At 62.6% G+C, this 21,224-nt stretch carries 19 protein-coding genes and 1 tRNA gene; 12 read left to right on the forward strand and 8 right to left on the reverse strand.

From position 1 onward, the window contains the following. Positions 1–121: 121 nt before the first annotated feature. Positions 122–1,231, reverse strand: a complete 1,110-nt coding sequence (locus NKJ15_RS02760) for a Gfo/Idh/MocA family protein (RefSeq protein WP_352813981.1) — start codon at positions 1,229–1,231, stop codon at positions 122–124. A gap of 153 nt (positions 1,232–1,384) precedes the next feature. Here NKJ15_RS02760 and NKJ15_RS02765 point away from each other — a divergent pair, with 153 nt between their 5' ends. Continuing rightward, positions 1,385–2,230 (forward strand): MurR/RpiR family transcriptional regulator, encoded by an 846-nt coding sequence (locus NKJ15_RS02765; RefSeq protein WP_352814125.1) that lies wholly within the window; start codon positions 1,385–1,387, stop codon positions 2,228–2,230. Here the strand turns inward: NKJ15_RS02765 and NKJ15_RS02770 are convergent. Then, positions 2,227–3,117 (reverse strand): AraC family transcriptional regulator, encoded by an 891-nt coding sequence (locus tag NKJ15_RS02770; protein ID WP_352813982.1) that lies wholly within the window; start codon positions 3,115–3,117, stop codon positions 2,227–2,229. The genes NKJ15_RS02765 and NKJ15_RS02770 overlap by 4 nt on opposite strands. Before the next feature lie 137 nt (positions 3,118–3,254). Between NKJ15_RS02770 and NKJ15_RS02775 the strand changes: the two genes are divergently transcribed. The 9 genes from NKJ15_RS02775 to phnN all read left to right on the forward strand — a co-directional run bounded on the left by NKJ15_RS02775 (position 3,255) and on the right by phnN (position 12,736). Further along, positions 3,255–3,983, forward strand: a complete 729-nt coding sequence (locus NKJ15_RS02775; RefSeq protein ID WP_352813984.1) for an SDR family NAD(P)-dependent oxidoreductase — start codon at positions 3,255–3,257, stop codon at positions 3,981–3,983. A gap of 199 nt (positions 3,984–4,182) precedes the next feature. After that, positions 4,183–6,117, forward strand: a complete 1,935-nt coding sequence (locus NKJ15_RS02780) for a bifunctional 5-dehydro-2-deoxygluconokinase/5-dehydro-2-deoxyphosphogluconate aldolase (protein WP_352813985.1) — start codon at positions 4,183–4,185, stop codon at positions 6,115–6,117. Positions 6,118–6,151: 34 nt separating this feature from the next. Next, entirely contained in the window at positions 6,152–7,996 is a 1,845-nt protein-coding gene (iolD, locus tag NKJ15_RS02785) for a 3D-(3,5/4)-trihydroxycyclohexane-1,2-dione acylhydrolase (decyclizing) (RefSeq protein WP_352813987.1), read from the forward strand. 46 nt (positions 7,997–8,042) lie between these two features. After that, positions 8,043–8,960 (forward strand): myo-inosose-2 dehydratase, encoded by a 918-nt coding sequence (gene iolE / locus NKJ15_RS02790; RefSeq protein WP_352614983.1) that lies wholly within the window; start codon positions 8,043–8,045, stop codon positions 8,958–8,960. Positions 8,961–9,001: 41 nt separating this feature from the next. Beyond that, entirely contained in the window at positions 9,002–9,220 is a 219-nt protein-coding gene (locus NKJ15_RS02795) for a DUF3329 domain-containing protein (RefSeq protein ID WP_352453009.1), read from the forward strand. Between the two features lie 2 nt (positions 9,221–9,222). Further along, positions 9,223–10,035, forward strand: coding sequence for a 5-deoxy-glucuronate isomerase (gene iolB, locus NKJ15_RS02800; protein ID WP_352614985.1), 813 nt, complete (start codon positions 9,223–9,225; stop codon positions 10,033–10,035). Positions 10,036–10,183: 148 nt separating this feature from the next. After that, a complete protein-coding gene (locus NKJ15_RS02805) occupies positions 10,184–10,891 on the forward strand; it encodes a DUF1045 domain-containing protein (protein WP_352614987.1) in 708 nt (235 codons plus the stop codon). A 79-nt stretch (positions 10,892–10,970) separates the two neighbouring features. Then, the gene (locus tag NKJ15_RS02810) at positions 10,971–12,110 is read left to right on the forward strand and encodes an alpha-D-ribose 1-methylphosphonate 5-triphosphate diphosphatase (protein WP_352472334.1); all 1,140 of its coding nucleotides are present in this window, start codon (positions 10,971–10,973) and stop codon (positions 12,108–12,110) included. After that, positions 12,107–12,736, forward strand: a complete 630-nt coding sequence (phnN, locus tag NKJ15_RS02815) for a phosphonate metabolism protein/1,5-bisphosphokinase (PRPP-forming) PhnN (protein ID WP_352614989.1) — start codon at positions 12,107–12,109, stop codon at positions 12,734–12,736. The genes NKJ15_RS02810 and phnN overlap by 4 nt, the downstream gene beginning before the upstream one ends. Before the next feature lie 91 nt (positions 12,737–12,827). Here the strand turns inward: phnN and NKJ15_RS02820 are convergent, their stop codons facing one another. From NKJ15_RS02820 to NKJ15_RS02835, 4 genes are all read right to left on the reverse strand, one after another. Then, entirely contained in the window at positions 12,828–13,358 is a 531-nt protein-coding gene (locus NKJ15_RS02820) for a DUF2231 domain-containing protein (RefSeq protein ID WP_352472336.1), read from the reverse strand. A 153-nt stretch (positions 13,359–13,511) separates the two neighbouring features. Next, complete coding sequence (locus NKJ15_RS02825; RefSeq protein WP_023677502.1) at positions 13,512–14,507, reverse strand: ABC transporter permease; 996 nt, start codon at positions 14,505–14,507, stop codon at positions 13,512–13,514. Positions 14,508–14,530: 23 nt separating this feature from the next. Next, positions 14,531–16,075: a sugar ABC transporter ATP-binding protein gene (locus NKJ15_RS02830; RefSeq protein WP_352614992.1), complete on the reverse strand. Its 1,545-nt coding sequence runs from the start codon at positions 16,073–16,075 to the stop codon at positions 14,531–14,533. 112 nt (positions 16,076–16,187) lie between these two features. Continuing rightward, a complete protein-coding gene (locus NKJ15_RS02835; protein ID WP_352614994.1) occupies positions 16,188–17,150 on the reverse strand; it encodes a sugar-binding protein in 963 nt (320 codons plus the stop codon). Positions 17,151–17,691: 541 nt separating this feature from the next. Here NKJ15_RS02835 and NKJ15_RS02840 point away from each other — a divergent pair. Both NKJ15_RS02840 and NKJ15_RS02845 read left to right on the forward strand, forming a co-directional pair. Continuing rightward, positions 17,692–18,714, forward strand: a complete 1,023-nt coding sequence (locus tag NKJ15_RS02840) for a LacI family DNA-binding transcriptional regulator (protein WP_502906858.1) — start codon at positions 17,692–17,694, stop codon at positions 18,712–18,714. A gap of 69 nt (positions 18,715–18,783) precedes the next feature. Beyond that, on the forward strand, positions 18,784–19,926 hold the full coding sequence (locus NKJ15_RS02845) for an alpha-hydroxy acid oxidase (protein WP_352614998.1): 1,143 nt from the start codon (positions 18,784–18,786) through the stop codon (positions 19,924–19,926). A gap of 46 nt (positions 19,927–19,972) precedes the next feature. Here NKJ15_RS02845 and NKJ15_RS02850 read toward each other — a convergent pair whose 3' ends face one another. Further along, entirely contained in the window at positions 19,973–20,278 is a 306-nt protein-coding gene (locus NKJ15_RS02850) for an antibiotic biosynthesis monooxygenase family protein (protein WP_352813989.1), read from the reverse strand. Positions 20,279–20,923: 645 nt separating this feature from the next. Further along, positions 20,924–21,000 (reverse strand) — tRNA-Arg (locus NKJ15_RS02855). Between the last annotated feature and the right edge of the window lie 224 nt (positions 21,001–21,224).

A 21,224-nucleotide genomic window follows, 5' to 3' on the forward strand; every position in this document is an offset into this window, starting at 1 on the left:
GAGGGATTTTAAGCGTCTATTTCTTCGCTGTAGCGATCCGTCCAACACCCCTCATCCGACCGAGCTTCGCTCGGTCTCCCCTTCTCCCACAAGGGGAGAAGGGGAGACCAGCGCGGGCTTACTACCGCACCTCCATCCAGCGCTGTTCCGCGAACGAGCGCGCCATCGCGTGCACCGTGCGCTCGATCTCCAGGCCTTCGTCGAAATCGATGATCCGCGCCGGCTTGCCGGCAAGTCGCGTCAACAGTTCCCGGCATTCGATGATCTTGAGATCATTAAAGCCAAGGCCGTGACCGGGCGCCGGCAGGAAGGCGTCATAAGGCTTATGATGCGGCGCCACCAGGATGGTGCGGTACCCTTGCTCGGTCGGCCGGTCGGCCGTCAAATAGAGTTGGAACTCGTTCATCCGCTCCTGGTCGTACAGGATCGAACCCTTCGAGCCAAAAATCTGGATGGCGATCCGGCCCTTGCGGCCCCAGGCCGAACGGTTGACCAGCAAGGTGCCGGCGATGCCGTTTTCGAGATGCATCAGGATGCTCGCGATGTCGTAGGTCTCGACCGCGCGGCGCCCGCCCGAGGCGACGCGGCGGTCGGCATAGGGTTTGGCCATGTCGCACATAACGCGGGCAACGCGGCCGAACAAGACCGCAATGAGCGACAGCGGGTGCACGGCGAAATCGTCGAGCGCGCCATAGCCCGACGCCGCCTCGTGCTTCCAGAAGAACAGCGCCTCCGGATCGGCCATGAAGTCCTCGTCCATCTCGATACGCAGATGGTTGACCTCGCCGATGATCTTCTCGTCGAGCAGCGCGCCGATATGGCGGATTGCGGGGTTCTGGATGTAGTTATAGCCGAGCGCGGCGACTTTGCCCGACTTTTGGGCCGCCGTGGCCATTGCTTGCGCCTCCGCAAAATTCGGCGCCATCGGTTTTTCACACCACAGATGCTTGCCGGCTTCGAGGATGGCGATGGCCATTTCCGGGTGGAACTGGTTCGGCGTGGTCAGCGAGATGACATCGACATCCGGGTCGTCGACGACAGCGCGCCAGTCACCGGACGCCTTGGCGAAGCCGAATTCGCTGGCACGGCGCTTGGCAAGATCCTCGTTGACCTCGCCCAGATGGACCAGCCTTGGCTTGGCCACATCGGGAAAGACGGTGCCGACCGCGTTCCAGGCAATGGCGTGGCACTTGCCCATGAAACCCGTGCCGATAAGACCTACCCCGACCATCCGCTTGCCTCCCTGTGCGCAAAATTTGTGTGGATGAATTAGTCCATTTTGTCTGCAGATGGAACGCTTGTCTCATTTTTTATGGTGTTCTTGCACAGGCCCGCTATGATGGGCCACAGAGGGAACCAGACGATGAGCCTGGGCGGAGCGACGATGGACGAACGGGTGCCGCGCGATTTCGAGACGCTGCGGGCGACGATACTGGAGCGGCGTCAGAGCCTGCCGAAACGTATCGCCCAGATCGCCGCCTATGCGCTCGACAACCCAGACGATATCGCCTTCGGCACCGCTGCCAGCATCGCCGCTTCCGCCGGTGTCCAGCCTTCGACCCTGATCCGCTTTGCCCAGCAGCTTGGTTTTGATGGTTTCACCAGCCTGCAGTTGGTGTTTCGCGAGCGCCTGCGCGAGCGCAACTCATCCTATGATGAAAGGCTGGCGGCATTGCGCGCCAAGGCCGAGGAAGGCGCCGGCCACCGCGCGATTTTCGACGGTTTTGTTGCCGCAGCCAGTACCTCGCTCAACGACATTTCGCGCACGCTGAATGAAGACCATTTCGAAGATGCGATCACCGTGCTGGCCAAGGCCGAAACCATTTACGTGCTGGCCAAGCGGCGCTCCTACCCGGTCGCCTCCTATATCGCCTATGCATTGGGCAAGCTCAAGATCCGCAACCAGCTGATCGAATCGGCCGCCGGCCTCAATGCAGAGATGATCGGCTTTGCCTCTCCAAGGGACGCCGTGATCGCCATCAGCTTTTCGCCCTATGCCCCGGCCACCATCGAGGAGGCGCGCGTCATTTCGGAGCAAGGCGTGCCGATCGTGGCGATTACCGACAGCTCCTTTTCGCCACTCGCCCAATTCGCCAGGGTCTGGTTCGAGGTCGCCGAGGCCGATTTCGCCGGCTTCCGCTCGCTGTCGGCGACGATGGCTTTGGCTATGGCGCTGACCGTCGCGGTCGGCGAGAAGCGGCGCGATACTGGCAAGAAGCGCAAGCCTTAGATCGCCTCTATTGCCGTTTCGCCTTCTGCCGAAAGCCGCGCTGCGTCGCGGGCAGGCGGCGACCCGAACTGGCGGGCGTACTCCCGGCTGAACTGGGAAGCACTCTCATAGCCGACGGCGAAGGCGACACGTGCGACGTTGCCCGGCTGGGCAATCAGCAGATGGCGGGCTTCCAGCAAGCGGATTTGCTTTTGATACTGGATTGGGCTCATGGCCGTCGCCGCCTTGAAGTGACGATAAAACGCAGCACTGCTCATACGGGCAATCTCGGCCAGATCGCCGACCCGGACCGGCTGATGGGGATGCGAACGGATCCAGGCGATCGCCCGGCCAATCCGGGACAGATGGCCATCGGCGCGCGCAAGTTCACGAAGCTTTCCGCCTTGCGGGCCTTGCAGGAGCCGAAACAGCATCTCTCGCTCGATCATGGTCGCGAGCACGGGAATCTCCGCTGGCCGGTCAAGCAGCCGCAGCATTCGACGCAACGCGTCGAGCAGGTCGTCATCAGCGGGAGAGGTGGAGAAACTGTCGCCACTGAGGGCCGGCGCGTGCTCGACGAGGAGCGCGGCGACGGCCTGCAGGTCAAGGGTCAAGCCAATGGCCAGGTAAGGACGCGCCGCGCTCGCTTCGATTATCTGGCTGATGGTGGGCGTCTCTACAGTATAGATGAAATAGCTGGCCGGATTGTAACGAAGAGCCCGGTCGCCGATCAGAACCGTCTTCGCGCCCTGCAGTACGAATAAGATCCCCGACCCCCACACCCCTGGCATTGGCGCCGTGGCGACTTCGCTGCGGCCGATCGAAACGCGGGGAATCGCCGTTCTTGTTCTTCGCCCGCGCGCATGGCGGCTGGCGATCTCGATCAACTCCTGCAGCGCTTCGCTCATTGCGCCAGCATCGCGCATTCGCACCGGCTGCGCAACAGCCTGAGAGGATTAGGCAAGAACCGGAGAATTTCCGGCGCGCGGCGCCCGCTGTCTCGCGCCATTTGTGGGTCTTCCACAGCAAACATGGAGACACCGATATGACGACATCGAAAAGCGCGCTGGTGACCGGCGCCAACAAGGGTATAGGCCGTGAAATCGCCCGGCGAGTGGCGACCATGGGCTTCAAGGTCTGGCTCGGCGCCAGAAGCGCCGAACGCGGCATGGCGGCGGCGCAGGCGTTGCGTGCCGAAGGCCTCGACGTAGAGTGGCTTGAGCTGGACGTCACGCGGGATGACAGTGTGGCGGCGGCAACCGAGGCATTCGGGCAGGCCAGCCCCTGCCTCGACGTGCTGGTGAACAACGCCGGCGTCGCCATCAACTACGACCTGCCGCCGAGCCAGCAGGGGATCGCCGACATCCAGGCCACCTACGACGTCAATGTCTTCGGCCCGATCCGCGTGACCCAAGCATTCCTGCCGCTGCTGCTGGCAGCACCTGCTGCCCGGATCGTGATGGTGAGCAGCTCCACCGGGTCCATCGGCCGGGCGCTCGATCCCGCCACTGCGAACCACGCCGTTAACATGATGGGCTACGGCAGCTCCAAGACAGCCTTGAATGCCATCACGGTGGCGTTCGCCAGGGAGCTCGCGCCGCAAGGCATCAAGGTCAACGCCGCGGCGCCCGGCTACACAGCCACCGATCTCAACGGGTATAAAGGTCACCGCACGGTGCAGCAGGCGGCCGAGATCGTCATTCACCTGGCGACCCTGGACGCCGATGGCCCGACCGCCGGGTACTTCAACGATGATGGCCCGCTTCCTTGGTAAATCAGCTGGTTTCAGTGGTAGACACTTGACGTTCGTCTGACTTCAAAGTTTCTGAACGCGCGAGCCTTGTACAGCACTTTTCAGCCTTGGGAATGCTCGTTCCATATTGACTATGGATTGGAATTATTATTTCATATTGCCGGCGCCACGCTGCCGCTCGCGCGTGTTACCCAATACAACAAGCCGATGGGAGGTTCGAATGGGCGAAGCCGTGGAAGCGAGACATACGCCGCTCGACATCATTACCATCGGCCGCGCTTCCGTCGATCTCTATGGTCAGCAGATCGGCTCGCGCCTCGAGGACATTACTTCCTTTGCCAAGTCGGTCGGCGGCTGTCCGGCCAATATCGCGGTCGGTACTGCCAGGCTCGGCCTGCGCTCGGCGCTGCTCACCCGCGTCGGCAATGAGCAGATGGGCCGCTTCATCCGCGAGCAGCTGACCCGCGAGGGCGTTTCGGTCCAAGGCCTCAAGACCGATCCGGAGCGGCTGACCGCCCTGGTGCTGCTGTCGGTCGAGGATGAAGGCGTCTCGCCGATGATCTTCTATCGCAGCGATTGCGCCGACATGGCGCTTTCGAAAGACGATATCGATGAGGCGTTTATCGCTTCGGCACGCGCGGTCGTCGTCACCGGCACGCATTTTTCACGGCCCAACAGCGACGCCGCCCAGCGCAAGGCGATCCGTGTCATGAAAGCCAAGGGCGGCAAGGTGGTGTTCGACATCGACTACCGCCCCAACCTCTGGGGTCTCGCCGGCCACGCCGAAGGCTTCGAGCGCTATGTGAAATCCGACCGCGTCTCGGCGCAGTTGAAGACGGTGCTGCCCGATTGCGATCTCATCGTCGGCACCGAAGAGGAAATCATGATCGCCTCGGGCGCAGACGATTGCCTGAGCGCGCTGAAAACCATCCGCTCGCTGTCGGCGGCAACCATCGTGCTGAAACGCGGCGCCATGGGCTGCATTGTCTATGACGGGCCGATCAGCGACGACCTCGAGGACGGTATCGTCGGCAAGGGATTTCCAATCGAAGTCTACAATGTGCTCGGCGCCGGCGACGCCTTCATGTCGGGCTTCCTGCGCGGCTGGCTCGGCGAGGAAGGCTTGGCGACGGCGGCGACCTGGGCCAATGCCTGCGGCGCCTTTGCCGTGTCGCGGCTCCTCTGCGCACCGGAATACCCGACTTTCGAGGAATTGCAGTTCTTCCTGAAAAACGGCAGCAAGCATCTGGCGCTGCGCAGGGACGAGGCGATCAATCACATCCATTGGGCGACCACGCGCCGGCGCGACATCCCCTCGCTGATGGCGTTCGCCTGCGACCACCGCGTCCAGCTGGAGGATGTCGCGGCAAAAGCCGGCGCCGATCCGTCGCGAATCCCGGCTTTCAAGGTGCTGACGGTCAAGGCTGCGGCCAAGGTCGCGGCTGGCCGCGCCGGCTACGGCATGCTGCTCGACGAAAAATACGGACGCGAGGCGATGTTCGAATTCGCCCACCATTCCTTCGCCTGGCTCGGCCGGCCGGTCGAGTTGCCGGGTTCGCGGCCGCTTCGCTTCGAGTTCTCGCAAGACATAGGTTCGCAACTGACCGAATGGCCGGTCGACCACTGCATCAAGTGCCTGTGCTTCTATCATCCCGACGATCCCGCGGCGCTGAAGAGCGAACAGCAGCAGAAACTGCGCGCTTTGTTCGAGGCCGCGCGGAAAGTGGGCAGAGAACTTCTGGTCGAGATCATCGCCGGCAAGCACGGCAGGCTCGACGACATGACCATCCCGCGCGCGCTCGAGGAACTCTATGCACTCGGCATCAAGCCCGATTGGTGGAAGCTCGAACCGCAGGCATCGGCCGGCGCATGGGCAAAGATCGAAGCGGTGATCCTGAAGCACGATCCGTGGTGCCGTGGAATTGTGCTGCTTGGCCTGGAAGCGCCGCAGGACGAGCTGGAAGCGGCCTTCGCCGCCACCGCCAAGGCGCCTATCGTCAAAGGCTTCGCTGTCGGCCGCACCATCTTCATTAACGCGGCCGAACAATGGCTTGCCGGCAAGATATCGGACGAGGAGGCGGTGGCCGACATGGCATCGCGTTTCGAAAAACTGACCGAGGCATGGCTTGCCGCGCGCGGTCGCAAAGCAGCATAAGAAGGCGCGACATAAGCACTGCGGAGGAACCGACATGACCAAGACAATCCGCCTGACGATGGCGCAGGCGCTGACCCGCTTTCTTGCCCGACAGATGACCGAGATGCACGGCAAGAAAGTGCCGATCTTCGGCGGAGTCTGGGCGATCTTCGGCCACGGCAATGTCGCCGGCGTCGGCGAGGCGCTCTACCAGGTTCGCGACGAACTGCCGACCTTCCGTGCCCATAACGAGCAGGCAATGGCGCATGCGGCGATCGCCTACGCCAAGGCCAATTTCCGCCGCCGCTTCATGGCCGCGACCAGTTCGATCGGCCCCGGCGCGCTCAACATGGTGACCGCTGCGGCACTTGCGCATGTAAACAGGTTGCCTGTCCTGTTTCTGCCTGGCGACGTCTTCGCCAATCGCATTCCCGATCCCGTCCTGCAGCAGGCCGAGGATTTTTCCGATGGCACGGCGACGGTCAATGACTGCCTCCGCCCGGTGTCGCGCTATTTCGACCGCATCACGCGGCCGGAGCAGATCATGCCGGCGCTCAACCGCGCCATGCAGGTGCTGACCGATCCCGCCGAATGCGGCCCGGTGACGCTGGCGCTGTGCCAGGACGTGCAGGCCGAGGCCTATGACTACCCCGAGAGTTTCTTTGCCGAGCGACTCTGGACGCCGCGACGGCAGCGCCCGGACCGCAACGAACTGGCGGCCGCAGTCGCGGTACTCAAAGCAGCGAAAAAGCCGCTGATCATCGCCGGCGGCGGCGTACTCTATTCGCAGGCGTCCGAGGAGCTGGCAAAACTGGTGCAAGGCGCCGGCATTCCAGTTTGTGAGACGCAAGGCGGCAAATCCTCGCTCCCGGACGATCATCCGTTGAACATGGGCGCGGTCGGCGTTACCGGCACTTCGGCGGCCAACAGGCTGGCCGAAGAGGCCGACGTCGTGCTTGCCGTCGGCACCAGACTGCAGGATTTCACCACCGGCTCCTGGGCATTGTTCAAGCATGCCGGCAGGACCATCATCGGGCTCAACGTGCAGCCTTTTGACGCCGGAAAGCACCAGGCGCTGCCGCTGGTCGCCGATGCGGCGGAAGGGCTCGCCGAACTCGCTGCGGCGCTGAAAGGCTGGAAGGCCCCTTCAGGCTGGACCGACAATGCGATCACGGGCAAGAAGGACTGGCAAGCGGATGCCGACAAGGTGACGGCGTCGACCAATGCCGCCTATCCGTCCGACGCGCAAGTGATCGGCGCAGTACAGCGCGCCATGGGCTCCGGCGTGGTACTGCTTCATGCCGCCGGCGGCTTGCCCGGCGAATTGCACAAGCTATGGCAGGCGGGTGCCCCCGGCTCCTACCACGCAGAATACGGCTTCTCGACAATGGGCTATGAAATCGCCGGCGGGCTTGGCGTCAAGATGGCCAAGCCGGACGAAGAGGTCGTGGTGATGATCGGCGACGGCTCTTACCTGATGCTCAATTCCGAGATCGCGACCTCGGTGATGCTCGGCCTCAAGCTGACCATCGTGCTGCTCGACAACCGCGGCTATGGCTGCATCAACCGGTTGCAGATGGCGACCGGCGGCGCCAACTTCAACAATCTGCTGAAGGACGCCCGTCACGAAATCTTGCCCGAGATCGACTTCGCCGCGCACGCTGCGAGCATGGGTGCGATTGCCGAAAAAGTGCCGTCGGTCGCCGGGCTGGAAACGGCGCTGGCGCAAGCGAAGAAGAACACGCGAACGACGGTGCTGGTCATCGACACCGACCCGCTGGTTTCGACCGAGGCCGGTGGAAGCTGGTGGGATGTCGCAGTGCCGGAAGTCTCGGCACGGCCTCAAGTGAATGCCGCGCGCAAGAAATATGAGGAAGCGCTGAGCGGGCGGCGGTTTTAACGCGCCCGCCAACGCCGCCTCGAATGTCAGAAACTGGAGTGACGACTTGAAAGCCAAACTGGGCATGTCCCCCATTGCATGGTGGAACGACGATCTTGCGGAACTCAGCGATGATGTGTCGCTGGAGGAGTGCCTGCGCCAGTCGCGTTCGGCTGGCTTTACCGGCATGGAAATGGGCCGCCGCTTTCCCAACGATCCGGAGATCATGCTGCCGATCCTGAAAGAGGCCGACGTGACGCTTTGCGGCGGCTGGTTCTCGGGGACGCTGGTCGACGAAGACATGGCGAAGAACAAGGATCGTATCCAGCCGATGATCGACCTGTTCAAGGCGGTGAACGCACCATGCATCGTCTATGGTGAAGTCGGCCGCTCCATCCAGGGCGACCGCTCGAAGCCGCTCGCCAGCAAGCCCAGGCTTTCGGACGAGGAAATGAAAGCCTACGCCCGGCGGCTCACGCAGTTCGGCGAATGGTGTGCAGAGCAAGGCATGCCGCTCTCCTACCATCATCATATGGCGGCAGTAGTTGAGACCGAGCCTGAGCTAGATGCCTTCATGCGCTATTCGGGAGAAGCCATTCCATTGCTGCTCGACGCGGGTCACCTGGCCTTTGCCGGCGGCGATGTGCTGCGCGCTATTGATAACCACCACCCGCGCATCAACCATGTGCATGTGAAAGATGTGCGCATGGAGGTGATCGCGGGACTGGATCGCGAGAAGCAATCGTTCCTCGACGCGGTGGCACTTGGCGCCTTCACCGTGCCGGGAGATGGCTCGCTGGATTTTGGCGCCATCGTCCAGAGGCTCGCCGACCATGGCTATGAAGGCTGGTTCGTGGTCGAGGCCGAGCAGGATCCGAAGAAGAACCCGCCGCTCAAGATGGCGCAGGTCGGCTACAAGGAATTGATGCGGGTGATGACAGCGGCCGGCTATACGGTGGAGACACAAGGCTTTCCCAATGCTTGAGGCTCGCGAGGAAGGGCTGATCCGATGCCGGGGGTGATCCGATGAAAGACTCCGAGCACCCGTTTTTCCGGCCGCTGTGGCGGCGCGTTGCCGTTGTCGCGGTCTGCCTGGTCTGGTCGGTGATCGAATTCGCCACCGGCACGCCGTTCTGGGGCGTGATCGCGCTCGGCTTCGCCGGCTATGCCGTCTGGCAATTCTTCTATCTCTACAAGCCGGCTGACGAGGACAAGTCATCGGCGGACGCCGAACCGAAGGAATGACCATGTCGAAGCTGCTCGTCAAAGCCAATAAGGGCCACGGCCGCGTCGCTCATGTGACGCCGCAAAACGCCGGCTGGACCTATGTCGGCTTCGATGTGCATCGGCTCAGGCCCGGCGAGAGCGCTTCCGGGCAAACCGCGGATCGTGAGGTCTGCCTGGTGTTCGTCACCGGCAAGGGCAAGGCCAAGGCCGGCGGCAAGGATCTCGGCTTGCTGGGCGAACGCATGTCGCCGTTCGAAGGCAAGCCTTGGTCGGTCTATGTGCCGCAGGGGTCGGAGTGGTCGGTGAGCGCCGATACCGATCTCGAACTTGCCGTCTGTTCGGCGCCAGGACTGGGCGGCGGTCTGCAGGTCCGTGTCATCGCGCCCGACGATCTCGGCCAGGAGGTTCGCGGCAAAGGCACCAACACGCGCTATGTCACCAACATCCTGCCGGAGGGCAAGCCGGCCGATTCCTTGCTGGTGGTCGAGGTCATCACACCCGGCGGCCACACATCGAGCTATCCGCCGCACAAGCACGACCAGGACAATCTGCCGGCTGAATCCTATCTCGAGGAGACCTATTACCACCGTCTCAACCCGCCACAGGGCTTTGCTTTCCAGCGCGTCTACACCGATGCCGACGAGAACGGTGCTCGTTCGCTCGACGAGGCGATGGCGATCGAGGACGGCGACGTCGTGCTGGTCCCCAAGGGTTATCACCCCTGCGCCGCCTGCCACGGCTATGATCTCTATTATCTCAACGTCATGGCCGGACCGAAGCGGACGTGGAAATTCCACAACGCGCCCGAGCACGAATGGCTGATGAAGGCCTAACCACTTCCCCTTCGCCCCAACCGCTGGTCCAAGCGAAAAATCGTCGGCTAACGACCCGGCTGTGTGGTTTTGTTACCGAAAACGCCGCAAAGCTTCGTCAATTCGTCATGGAAATCACCTATGGCAGCGGGGCTGACGAGGACTTTCGATGCGCTACGCGATCTATTTCACCCCCCGACAGGACGAACCGCTGGCACGGATCGCTGCCGACTGGCTCGCCCGCGACCCATTCGGTGCCGCCACAAAGCCGGTCGAGGCTGCGGGCGAGTTGTCGGCGGCAGAAGTTGCCTTCCATACCGCCTCGGCGCGCCGCTATGGCTTTCATGCGACACTGAAGGCGCCCTTCAGACTGGCCTCCAACGAGACGGAAACGTCGCTTCGTGCAGCACTCGACGATTTTGCCGAGGCGACGCCGCTGGTTACGATCCCGCGCCTCGTCGTCAGCCAGATCGACGGCTTCTTCGCGCTGGTGCCGGAAGCACCGCTGCCGGCGCTCAACCGCTTCGCCGACGACGTTGTGCGCGACTTCGACCGCTTCCGCGCGCCGTTGACGGAAGCCGAGATCGAACGGCGCAGCCCCGATTCGCTGAAGCCCGACGAGTTCCGCAATCTCTGCCAGTGGGGCTATCCCTATGTCTTCGAGACGTTTCGCTTCCATATGACGCTGTCCGGCCGGGTGTCGTCACAGGAAAGCCCTCGTCTTCGCCTAGCAATCGACAGCCTGTTTACGGACGTGCTGCAACGGCCGGTGGCGGTGGACGCGCTGACGCTGTTTGTGGAAACTGAACCGGGTGCGCCGTTCATGGTGCTGTCGCATCACGCGCTCGGGCGCCACCCGGCCAGAAGAACTGCCTAAATGGCTATTTGCTTTAACCGGATAGTGCGACGCCAATTCATTTTCAATTGGCTGCAAAATGCTGCAAGGACTGCCTGAAATGACTGCCGAGACCGTTCTTGACAATGCCCGTATCGTGCTGGCCGACCAGATCGTCGAAGGGTCGATCGTGCTGCGCGACGGGGTGATCGCCGCCATCGATCCCGGCGCTGGCCGCAGCGGCGAGGACATGGGCGGCGACTTCATCATCCCTGGCCTGGTCGAGCTCCATACCGACCATCTCGAAGGCCATTACGCGCCGCGGCCGAAAGTGCGCTGGAACCCGATCGCAGCCGTGCTCGCGCATGACGCCCAGGTGGCGACCGCCGGCATTACCACCGTGCTCGACGCCTTGCGTGTCGGCATGGACGAGGATGCCGACCTGACGGCCGCCGACATACGCAAGCTGGCCGACGCGATCGAGGACAGCGTACAGCAGGACCGGCTCAGGGCCGACCATTTCCTCCATCTGCGTTGCGAGGTTTCGGCGCCGGACTGCCTCACGGCCTTCGCCAATTTCGACGGCGACGAGCGGGTCAGGCTGGCGTCGCTGATGGACCATGCGCCCGGACAGCGCCAGTTCGTCAATTTGGAAACCTACGCCTATTACTACCAGCGCAAGCTGAAGCTGACCGATCGCGATTTCCAGAAATTCTGCGAAAAGCGGATGGCGGAATCGGCGAGGAATTCGAGCCCGAACCGCAGCTTCATCGCCGCGGCTTGTCATGAGCGCAGCATCGTGCTCGCCAGCCATGACGACGCGACCGTCGGCCATGTCGACGAAGCGATCGAGCAAGGTGTGCGCGTCGCCGAGTTCCCGACCACCGAGGAGGCGGCGCGGGCTTCAAAAGAGGCAGGGCTCGGCGTATTGATGGGCGCGCCGAACGTCATGCGCGGCGCGTCGCATTCGGGCAATGTCTCGGCCCGCACGCTGGCCGGCGATGGCCTGCTCGATATCCTGTCGTCGGACTACATTCCCTTCAGTCTGATCCAGTCAGCCTTCTTCCTCGGCGACGTGGTCGAGGGCATTTCCTTGCCACAGGCGGTGGCGATGGTCTCGAAGAACCCGGCCGAGGCGGTCGGCCTCACCGATCGCGGTGTCATCGAGCCCGGCCGGCGCGCCGATCTGGTTCGCGTGCGCGTCGACGACCATGTCCCGGTCGTCCGCACGGTCTGGCGGCAGGGACGCCGGGTCGCATGATGGTGTCGGCATCGGTCGAGCGTGAATTGTCCGCCGCGAGATTTCCGATCCGCGACGGTGTCTTCGTCGCCGTCGTCGGGCCGAGCGGTGCCGGCAAGGACACGGTGATCGGCTATGCGCGCGCCGTGTTTGCCGACGAGAGCCGGCTGGAGTTCGTGCGCCGGGTGATCACCCGGCCGAGCGATGCGGCCACCGAGGATCACGATACGCTCGCCGATGCTGCCTTCGTCGAGGCCGAAGCGGATGGTGCCTTCGCCATTTCCTGGGAGGCGCATGGCCTGCGCTATGGCATCCCGGCCGAAGTCGACTGGTCGGTCTCAAACGGCCGTGTCGCGATCGCCAACGTCTCGCGCGCGATCATCCCGGCGCTGCGGGAGCGCTACGCCAATCTGGCGGTCGTCGAGATCACGGCTACACCGGATATCCTGGCCGAGCGGCTGGCATTGCGGGGTCGCGAATCGCGCGGCGAAGTGCTGGCACGGCTGGCGCGCAGTGCCAATGTGGCGCTGTCCGGACCGGGTGTCACCTCGATCGACAATAGCGGCCCTCGTGAAGCCGCCGGCGAGCGCTTCGCCGAGGTGCTGCGCAAGGCCATGGCCTTCTCCGACATGTCGGGCCTTATCTGAAGTAGAGCCCATCCGATGCATTCGGTATGGGCGCTACTTGTCTAACCGATATCTTTTTGGAAATCGGTATCCAGTTTTCGGGATTATGGCCTCATGCGGCGTGCCGGTCCCGACCAGCGTGACGAGTATCCGTGGCAGTGGTTGTCGAAGGCTTCGCTGGCGCATCCGCTGGTGTATCCAGAACTGCAACGTGGTGCCGATACACCATCTCCCAGCCCTTCCAGCCGGTGAACAGCAGTATGCAGACCACTATGAACGACAAGAGCGCACCCCATGGGCGGACCGCGGCTTCGGCGCCTTGCGCATAGCGAAGGTAGAAATTGATCAGTGCCACAACGACCGCGGTCAAGTTGCCCAGCATGTGGTACCAGGCGTCGGACAAGGCGCGAATGCGCGGCTCGTTGAGGAAGTCGATAAAACCGGCTGTCGCAGCGAGAAGGGCCATTACGATGGCTGCCCCGATCAGCCACATCGATGCCCGTGCCCAGAAGGCATCGGCAGTCCCCCAGAAAACCAGGTCGGTGACAAACGCACCGACAAGAAACGCGACAGGAAAAGGTATCAGCATCGGGTGGAGGGGGTGAGTTCCTACTTTGGCGGTACTAACTGGATTCGTGGGCATGGGACGCCTCCGCGCAGCAAAGCTTAAATAAACGCTCAGATACGGGTTTCGTTCCAAATAGAGACCGACCTGAACTGCTGTCGCGAAGCTCCGGCTGACTCTTTCACGCCACCTGCCATGGCAGTCGGCGAATTTCATCCAGCTATTTTTGCGTCACTCAGCGGCAGCACCCGCCACGCCCTTGCGTGTGGCTTCCAGCATCCGCCGCCGCGCCCTGAACACGCCCCATTGCTGGTCGACCAGCACGCCGATGAGGATCACCCCGCCCATGACGGCGAAGTTGAGCGAGGACGGGATGCCGAGCAGGTTGACGAGGTTCTGCAGCTCCTGCAGCAGCACGGTGCCGAGCAGGACGCCGATCAGCGAGCCTTCGCCGCCACGCAGCGAGAAGCCGCCGAGCACCGCGGCCGCGATGGCATAGAGCTCGTAGAACTGGCCGTGGCTCGCCGGCGAGATCGAGCGTGTGTACATGGCGAAATAGATAGCTGACAGCGCCGTCAGCACGCCGCAGATGACATAGGCGGCCATGACGATGCGGCCGGTGCGGATGCCGGAATATTTTGCCGCTTCCTCGTTCTTGCCGATGGCATAGAGATAGCGCCCGAACACCGACCGGTGCAACACCACCCACATGACGACGGCGATGACGATCAGCGCGATGAAGCTGTTCGGCACGCCCCAGGACCGCCCCGCCGTCAGGAACTCGAGTTCCGGGAAGTTCTGTCCGAAGGCAAAGCCGGCGGTGCCGTCGGCGGTGTAGAAGCGCGCCACGCCGCGATAGATCAACAGGCCGCACAAAGTCACCACGAAAGGCTGCAATTTGAGCCGGGTGATCAGCCAGCCATGCGCCAGCCCGATGATGCCGCCGAGCACCAGGATCAGCGGCAGGGCGACCGGCCAGGCCATGCCGCGCGTGGCGATGAAGTCGATGAACAGCACGCCGAGCAGCGCAACCACCGAGCCGACCGACAATTCGATGCCACCGGTGATGATGACGAAGGCTTGGCCAATCGACAGGATGCCGAACAACCCGATCAGGTTCGAGGTGTTGGCGAGATTGATCGGCAGCAGGAAGCGTGGGTTGATGATTGCCACCACCGCGCCGACCACCAGGATCAGGATCAGCAGGCCGAGATCTTTCTTGCTCATCGTCTTCTCCCAGTGCCTGCGAACTACTTCGGCTGCTTGCCGACCGCCAGCAGCAGCACGTTTTCCTGGCTGAACCGGTCCTTGTCGAGAATGCCCGAGATCTGGCCTTCATGCATGACGGCAATGCGGTCGGAAACGCCGATCACCTCCTCCATGTCGCTGGAGATCATCAGCACGGCGACGCCGGCATCGGCCAGCGCCCGCATCAGCCCGTAGATCTCGGCCTTGGCGCCGATGTCGATACCGCGGGTCGGTTCGTCAAGAATCATCACCTTCGGCTTCATCGCCAGCCATTTGGCCAGCACGACCTTTTGCTGGTTGCCGCCGGACAGCGTGCCGGTGCGCGTCTGGACGGAGGGCGCCCTGATGCCGAGATCGGTCTTCTGCTTCTCGGCGGTGGCGGATTCCGCGCCGGCCGAGACCAGCGAGCGCCGCGAATGCGCCGGCAGATTGGGCAGCGAAATGTTCTGGGCAATCGACAGGTCGAGCAGGATGCCGGTCAGCTTGCGATCCTCGGGGACGAGGAAAATACCGTTGGCCACTGCGTCCGCGGCCGAACCAAGAACCAGATCTTTTCCGTCAAGCTGGAACGAGCCGCCAAAGCTCTTGTCGATGCCGAACAGGACGCGCGCCAGCTCCGTCCGGCCGGAGCCGACGAGACCGGCGAGGCCGAGGATCTCGCCATGCCTGACATCGAGGTCGACGGGCCGGTCGGGATAGGCAGCGGTGCGAATGGCCTTGACCGACAGCGCGACAGAGCCCGGCGGGCGCGCCGATTCCGCGGCCTTCTCGCGCTCCTTCAGCATGCGGCCGATCATCAGCTTGACCATCTGGTCGTGATTGATCGCGCTCTTCGGCAAGGTTCCGGCGAGCATTCCGTCCCTGAGCACGACGACGCGGTCGGCGACGCGCTCGACCTCGTGAAGGCGGTGCGAGATGAAAATGACACTGATGCCGTCTGCCTTCAGCGCCTTGATGACGCCGAGCAGCTTGTCGGTTTCGGCGATCGGCAGGCTCGAGGTCGGTTCGTCGAGGATAACCAGCCTTGCCTCGATCGACAGCGCCTTGGCGATCTCGACCATTTGCTGCTGCGCCAGCGACAGCGCCGACACCGGCGTATCGGCCGAGAAATTGGCGCCCACGCGTTTGAGCAGCGGCGCCGCCTGCGCTCGCAGCCTGGCGCGGTCGACGAGCTTGAGCGGCCCGGCGCGCAGCGGTTCGCGGCCAAAGAAGATATTGGCGGCCACGTCGAGGTTTTCGAACAGGTTGAGTTCCTGGTGGACGAAAGCGATGCCCGAGCCGATGCTTGCCTCGACAGTCAGCCCGTCATGGGCGACGCCATCGACGGTGATGGTGCCGGTGTCCGGCCTGGTCACGCCCCCGAGGATCTTCATCAGCGTCGATTTGCCGGCGCCGTTTTCGCCGACCAGGCCGATGACCTCGCCGGGCCTTACGTCCATCGAGAATCCGTCCAGCGCGACGACACCGGGATAGGTCTTGCGCACACCGTCGAGGCTCAGGAACGGAGCGGCCGTGGATGCAACGATGGATGGGTCGGAATAATTCATCACGCCTGACAGCAGCCGGTGAGCCGTTTGGTCTCAGACTGACGGGCCTCGCGAGGCCCGTCAATAGAACGCCGGCTCAAGACGAACCTTGAGCCGGCGCAACCTAATTTGCTCAGTTTCCAGACATCGCCTTGAGGCTGGCGGCGTAGGCGTCGACATCGTCCTTGCCGATGATCTTGGTCGGGATGATGATCAGGCCATCGGCGGGAATGCCCGACTTATCGCCCTCGAGATAGGCAGCCATCAGCTTCATGCCCTGATATGCCCATTCGAAGGGCTGCTGCACGACGGTGGCGGCGACGGTGCCTTCCTTGACGCCGCCCAGCGTGATCGGATCGTCGTCGAAGCCGACGACGGTGATCTGGCCGAGCTTGCCGGCATCGCGCAGCGCTTCATAGATGCGCGGCGTGTTGTAGGAATAGAAGCCGACCATGCAGGTGACGTCAGGGCTGGCGACCAGCGCGTCCTCGACGTTCTTCTTGGCGCGAGCCTGATCGATGTCGTCGCCGCGCACGTCGACCAATTCGATCTTGGTGCCGGCGAGACCTTCCTTCATGCCCTGGATACGTTCCTTGGCATTGTCGGCGCCGAGCAGGCCAACGAAGCCGAGGCACTTGCCGCCGTCAGGCATTGCCTTCTTGGCGATCTCTGCCGCCTGCTTGCCGGCATCGACATTGGAAGAGCCGATATAGGCGACACGCTTGGTCTGCGGTGCGTCGCTGTCGGTGGTGAACAACGCCGTTTCCGAGGCGATCTTGTTCAGCCCGTCGGTCGACGTCTTGGGATCGACGGCCGAGACCATGATCGCCTTCACGCCGGCCGTCACCAGATCGTCCATCAGGCGCTGCTGGATGGCGACCGAGGACTGCTCCGGATATTTGAGCTCCAGATTGTATTTGGGCAGTTCGCCTTGAGCCTTCTTGACGCCGGCTTCGGCCGCCTTCCAGAAATCGGAAGCGCCGTTGACGACGAAGGCCAGTGTCGGCTTGTCGTCGGCCCGCGCAATTGCGCTGACGGACAGGCCGAGCAGCAGGGCCGCAGCGGCGACGGACGCATTTCGTATTACAGATTTCATATTCAACCTCCCATTTGACTTAGTAATTTTCGCTGATGATGAACGTGCCGACGCGGCTTGGACGCCCTCCTCCTCAGGGTTCCGGCAGCGAGGAACGACGCCATTCCAGCCGCGATCATCGACTTTAGAGACTCATTCGCCGTTCGTAAATAGTCCGATTTGTCTGACATTTCCCGAAACGGCAGGCGAACTTCGGCTGACGGGAACCGTCCGATACCAGGCTGGCTTGCATTCCGAACACGCACGGTCCGATGTCGTCCGGGCATGATGGATTGACGTTATAGGGATGCCAGATATTAGTAAAGAGTATTAGTTTGGTCGGGATTCTCGCCCACAAACAAGTGGGGCCTCCCCAGTCGCAACCGTTTTGGATCGGGGACTAAATCGCCTAAGAGAGTCGATTATATCTATTAGTATCGCTTCGCCCTATAAATGCGAGATTCGCGGGACCAATGACATGAACGAACCACTGCGTGATCCCGTCCTTGAGGGTACCAGGCGGCGCAAGCTGTCCGGGAAAAACCCCAAGGGCCGCGTTACCATGACCGACATCGCCAGGGCCGCAGGCTGTTCGCAGGCGACGGTTTCGTTCGTGCTCAACAACACGCCGGGCATCAGGCTGTCGCAGCAAACCCGCGAGCGGGTGATCGAGACGGCGCGAACGCTGGGCTATTCGCCGCCCGTGTTTTCTGCCTTGCGAGCCCCGGTTGCCGCATTCGACGGGCTGGATGGCGTGATCGGCTTCGCCGTCGACCAGTTGGCGACCAGCCCGGAGGCGGTCGTCGCCATTGAAGGGGCGCGGCAAGCCTCGTGGAACGCCGGCAATGTAGTGTTGGTGGCGCAGACCATGGGCGACGAGGTGATGGAGCCCCGGGCCATCGCGGCACTGACCAAGCGGGGCATTTCGGCGCTGATCTACATGACCATTTTCACCCGCGAGATCGTCGCGCCGGACTATCTCTACGGCCTCGACATTCCGGTCATCCTGCTCAACTGCTACACCGCCGACTATGCCTTCCCCGCCGTGGTGCCGAGCGAGATCGCCGGCGGCCAGAGCTCCACCCGCCACTTGATCGGCCATGGCCACCGGCGCATCGCTACCATCACCGGCGAGCCCTGGATGCAAGCGGCGCAGGACAGGCTGAAGGGCTACCGCCGGGCGCTGGCGACGGCCGACATTCCGTTCGACCCGGCGCTGGTCCTCGAAGGCGACTGGTCGGCGAGCGCCGGCTATGCCGCGACCGTCAAGCTCTTGGCGCTGAAGGACCGGCCGACCGCCATCTTCTGCCAGAACGACCGCACCGCGATCGGCTGCTACGAGGCGCTAAAGGAGGCCGGGCTGCACATCCCCCGGGATATTTCGGTGATCGGTTATGACGACGAGGAGATCGCGCGGCATCTGTTCCCGCCGCTGACGACGTCGATCCTGCCGCATATGACGATGGGACAATGGGCGATCGAGCAGCTCGAAGTCCCCGCTGCTCCCGGTCGTGGCCGCTATCCCATCACCAAGCTCGAATGCCCGCTGGTGGAGCGGGAGTCGGTTGGCGCTCTGGCGGGCTGAGGCGAGAGCGCCGGCGATCGACAATGGCACAGGCTTGACATCGGGCCCGGCATATACCCGATTGATTTCATGAGATTGCAAAGCTGCTACAATTTTCAGGACTTCCGCCGGCTGGCAAAACAGCGCCTGCCAGGTCCGATCTTCAATTATATCGATGGCGGCGCGGACGACGAGACGACGCTGCGGCGCAACACGGCGGCGTTCGAGGACTGCGATCTCGTCCCCAACGTCCTTGCCGGCGCCGGACAGGTCGACATGTCGGTCACCGTCATGGGCCAGAAGCTGGCGATGCCGGTCTATTGTTCGCCGACGGCTCTCCAGCGACTGTTTCACCATAGCGGCGAGCGCGCCGTCGCCGCGGCGGCGGAGAAGTTCGGCACGATGTTCGGCGTCTCGTCGCTCGGCACGGTCAGCCTGGAGGAAGTCCGCAAGCACAGGACGCCGCAGGTCTATCAGTTCTATTTCCATAGGGATCGCGGCCTGAACCGCGCCATGATGGAGCGCGCCAAGGCGTCCGGCGTCGAGGTGATGATGCTGACGGTCGACAGCGTCACCGGCGGAAACCGCGAGCGTGACCTGCGGACCGGCTTTTCCATCCCCTTTCGGCTTACGCCCGGCGGCATGATGCAGTTCGCGATCAAGCCGAGATGGGCTATCGACTATTTGACACACGAAAAGTTCAGCCTGCCGCAGTTGGACGGCCATATCGATCTCGGTGGCGGAGCGCTTTCCATCAGCCGCTATTTCACGGAGATCCTCGATCCATCGCTGGATTGGAAGGACGTCGAAGACATGGTCCGCTTCTGGAACGGCCAGTTCTGCCTGAAGGGGATCATGAGCGTCGCCGATGCCAGAAAAGCCGTCGACATCGGCTGCACCGGTATCGTTCTGTCAAATCATGGCGGCAGGCAGCTGGACGGCTCGCGCAGCCCCTTCGACCAGCTGTCGGAGATTGTCGACGCGGTGGGCGACAAGATAGACGTCATCATCGACAGCGGCGTCCAGCGCGGCACGCATGTGCTGAAAGCCCTGTCGTTGGGCGCCAAGGCCGTCGGCGTCGGGCGCTACTATCTCTTCCCGCTGGCAGCCGCCGGACAGGCCGGCGTCGAACGGGCACTCGGCCTGATGCGAACCGAGATCGAACGCGACATGCGGCTGATGGGATGCAGGTCGGTGGCAGAGCTTTCCAGGGGGAATGTGCGGTTTAGGTGATAGAGCCGGGAAGTGGCGCACGGCATAAGCTTTTCGAAGTGCGAAACTATACCGACCTGCCGCCGTCCGTTTCGAAGACAGCCTCGCCGGAAACAGCATCCGTATATCCGCCCTCAAGCTGCTGCAACGTATGCCGGAACCGATCAAGATTGCCCAGCATTTTGGGCCTGGCATCGACCATGTGCTGAAAAGTGTCCCACTCTCCAATCGAGAAGAAGGCGCCATCTCCCGATTTGATGAGACCCATTTTTCGCAATCCCTCGAAATTGCGCGGAGCGCTGCTGAACAGTTCGACGAATTCGTCTTCACTACCCGGCTTGACCCGGAAACGGACGCTGTTGAATGCCGTCATGTACGTTCCCCCGTGAAAGAACTGAAACCTCGAATATGCGAGGCCCTAACGCACCTCGAACCCTTCGAGCAGGTGTACAGAAAAATCGGAAGGTTGGCTTCAGTCACCTCTGGCCGAAAGCTCCGTTTCTGGCGCTATTTTGCCAGGAAGAGGACGACGCTCGATCTCAATCGGTACGCCCTTCCGACCGGCAATGAAACGCACTGTTAACGCCGTTCGCGGGTGACAGGATGTTGGCCGCAGTTCGAAGATATAATCTGCGTCTCGCTGTCAGTTGCGGAGGCGAAAATGAACTTGCTTCGGATTGCGCTCTTGTGCACGGCCGTGATCGACCTTGGAATACCGGCCGTTCGCGCTGAGGATCGGCCTGTGCCGCAGAACAATAAAGCCGCAACAGCGCAGCCGCCCGTTCATTGTGAAGGCCAAAATTGTCTGCCGCCGGCGAAAGATCCGGTGCAGGAATGCACCGGCCAGGATTGCACGCCAGGCCCGCCGACTGAACCGGGCCCGGAGATTAAGCAGGCCGACTGAGCAGCATTAGCTGACGATCCGCTCTTTGCAAGGACGGCGCTCACTCAAGGCAACCTTCCGGCCAGTGGCGGCAGATTCAGTCACCTATGTCCCCGGGCCGTACATTGAGTTTAATGGCGCGCCCGAAGAGATTCGAACTCCTGACCCCCAGATTCGTAGTCTGGTGCTCTATCCAGCTGAGCTACGGGCGCGCAACAGGCCATGCTTTGCATAGCCCCGCGATCCGATCCTGGCGACCGGCCGCGAATGTGAGCTGTTCCCTAGCGACTGAATTTGCGAAAAGCAAGCCGATCCTGGCCAAAAGTTTTGCCGTCATGTTTTGCCGTCATGCGCCGGCCGGCGAAGGCAAGATCGCGTCACGCGGCGGCCGAGCCGATAGGTCGTCGTCTTGGACCGGTCATTTGCCAATCGGAAC

This window comes from Mesorhizobium sp. M0207 (assembly GCF_040321995.1).
Lineage (GTDB): Bacteria > Pseudomonadota > Alphaproteobacteria > Rhizobiales > Rhizobiaceae > Mesorhizobium.

Coding starts and splice junctions, on each gene's coding strand:
- NKJ15_RS02760 (WP_352813981.1), bottom strand. CDS start 1,231: ATGGTCGGGGTAGGTCTTATCGGCACGGGTTTCATGGGCAAGTGCCAC.
- NKJ15_RS02765 (WP_352814125.1), top strand. CDS start 1,385: ATGGACGAACGGGTGCCGCGCGATTTCGAGACGCTGCGGGCGACGATA.
- NKJ15_RS02770 (WP_352813982.1), bottom strand. CDS start 3,117: ATGAGCGAAGCGCTGCAGGAGTTGATCGAGATCGCCAGCCGCCATGCG.
- NKJ15_RS02775 (WP_352813984.1), top strand. CDS start 3,255: ATGACGACATCGAAAAGCGCGCTGGTGACCGGCGCCAACAAGGGTATA.
- NKJ15_RS02780 (WP_352813985.1), top strand. CDS start 4,183: ATGGGCGAAGCCGTGGAAGCGAGACATACGCCGCTCGACATCATTACC.
- iolD (WP_352813987.1), top strand. CDS start 6,152: ATGACCAAGACAATCCGCCTGACGATGGCGCAGGCGCTGACCCGCTTT.
- NKJ15_RS02795 (WP_352453009.1), top strand. CDS start 9,002: ATGAAAGACTCCGAGCACCCGTTTTTCCGGCCGCTGTGGCGGCGCGTT.
- iolB (WP_352614985.1), top strand. CDS start 9,223: ATGTCGAAGCTGCTCGTCAAAGCCAATAAGGGCCACGGCCGCGTCGCT.
- NKJ15_RS02805 (WP_352614987.1), top strand. CDS start 10,184: ATGCGCTACGCGATCTATTTCACCCCCCGACAGGACGAACCGCTGGCA.
- NKJ15_RS02810 (WP_352472334.1), top strand. CDS start 10,971: ATGACTGCCGAGACCGTTCTTGACAATGCCCGTATCGTGCTGGCCGAC.
- phnN (WP_352614989.1), top strand. CDS start 12,107: ATGATGGTGTCGGCATCGGTCGAGCGTGAATTGTCCGCCGCGAGATTT.
- NKJ15_RS02820 (WP_352472336.1), bottom strand. CDS start 13,358: ATGCCCACGAATCCAGTTAGTACCGCCAAAGTAGGAACTCACCCCCTC.
- NKJ15_RS02825 (WP_023677502.1), bottom strand. CDS start 14,507: ATGAGCAAGAAAGATCTCGGCCTGCTGATCCTGATCCTGGTGGTCGGC.
- NKJ15_RS02830 (WP_352614992.1), bottom strand. CDS start 16,075: ATGAATTATTCCGACCCATCCATCGTTGCATCCACGGCCGCTCCGTTC.
- NKJ15_RS02835 (WP_352614994.1), bottom strand. CDS start 17,150: ATGAAATCTGTAATACGAAATGCGTCCGTCGCCGCTGCGGCCCTGCTG.
- NKJ15_RS02840 (WP_502906858.1), top strand. CDS start 17,692: ATGACCGACATCGCCAGGGCCGCAGGCTGTTCGCAGGCGACGGTTTCG.
- NKJ15_RS02845 (WP_352614998.1), top strand. CDS start 18,784: ATGAGATTGCAAAGCTGCTACAATTTTCAGGACTTCCGCCGGCTGGCA.
- NKJ15_RS02850 (WP_352813989.1), bottom strand. CDS start 20,278: ATGACGGCATTCAACAGCGTCCGTTTCCGGGTCAAGCCGGGTAGTGAA.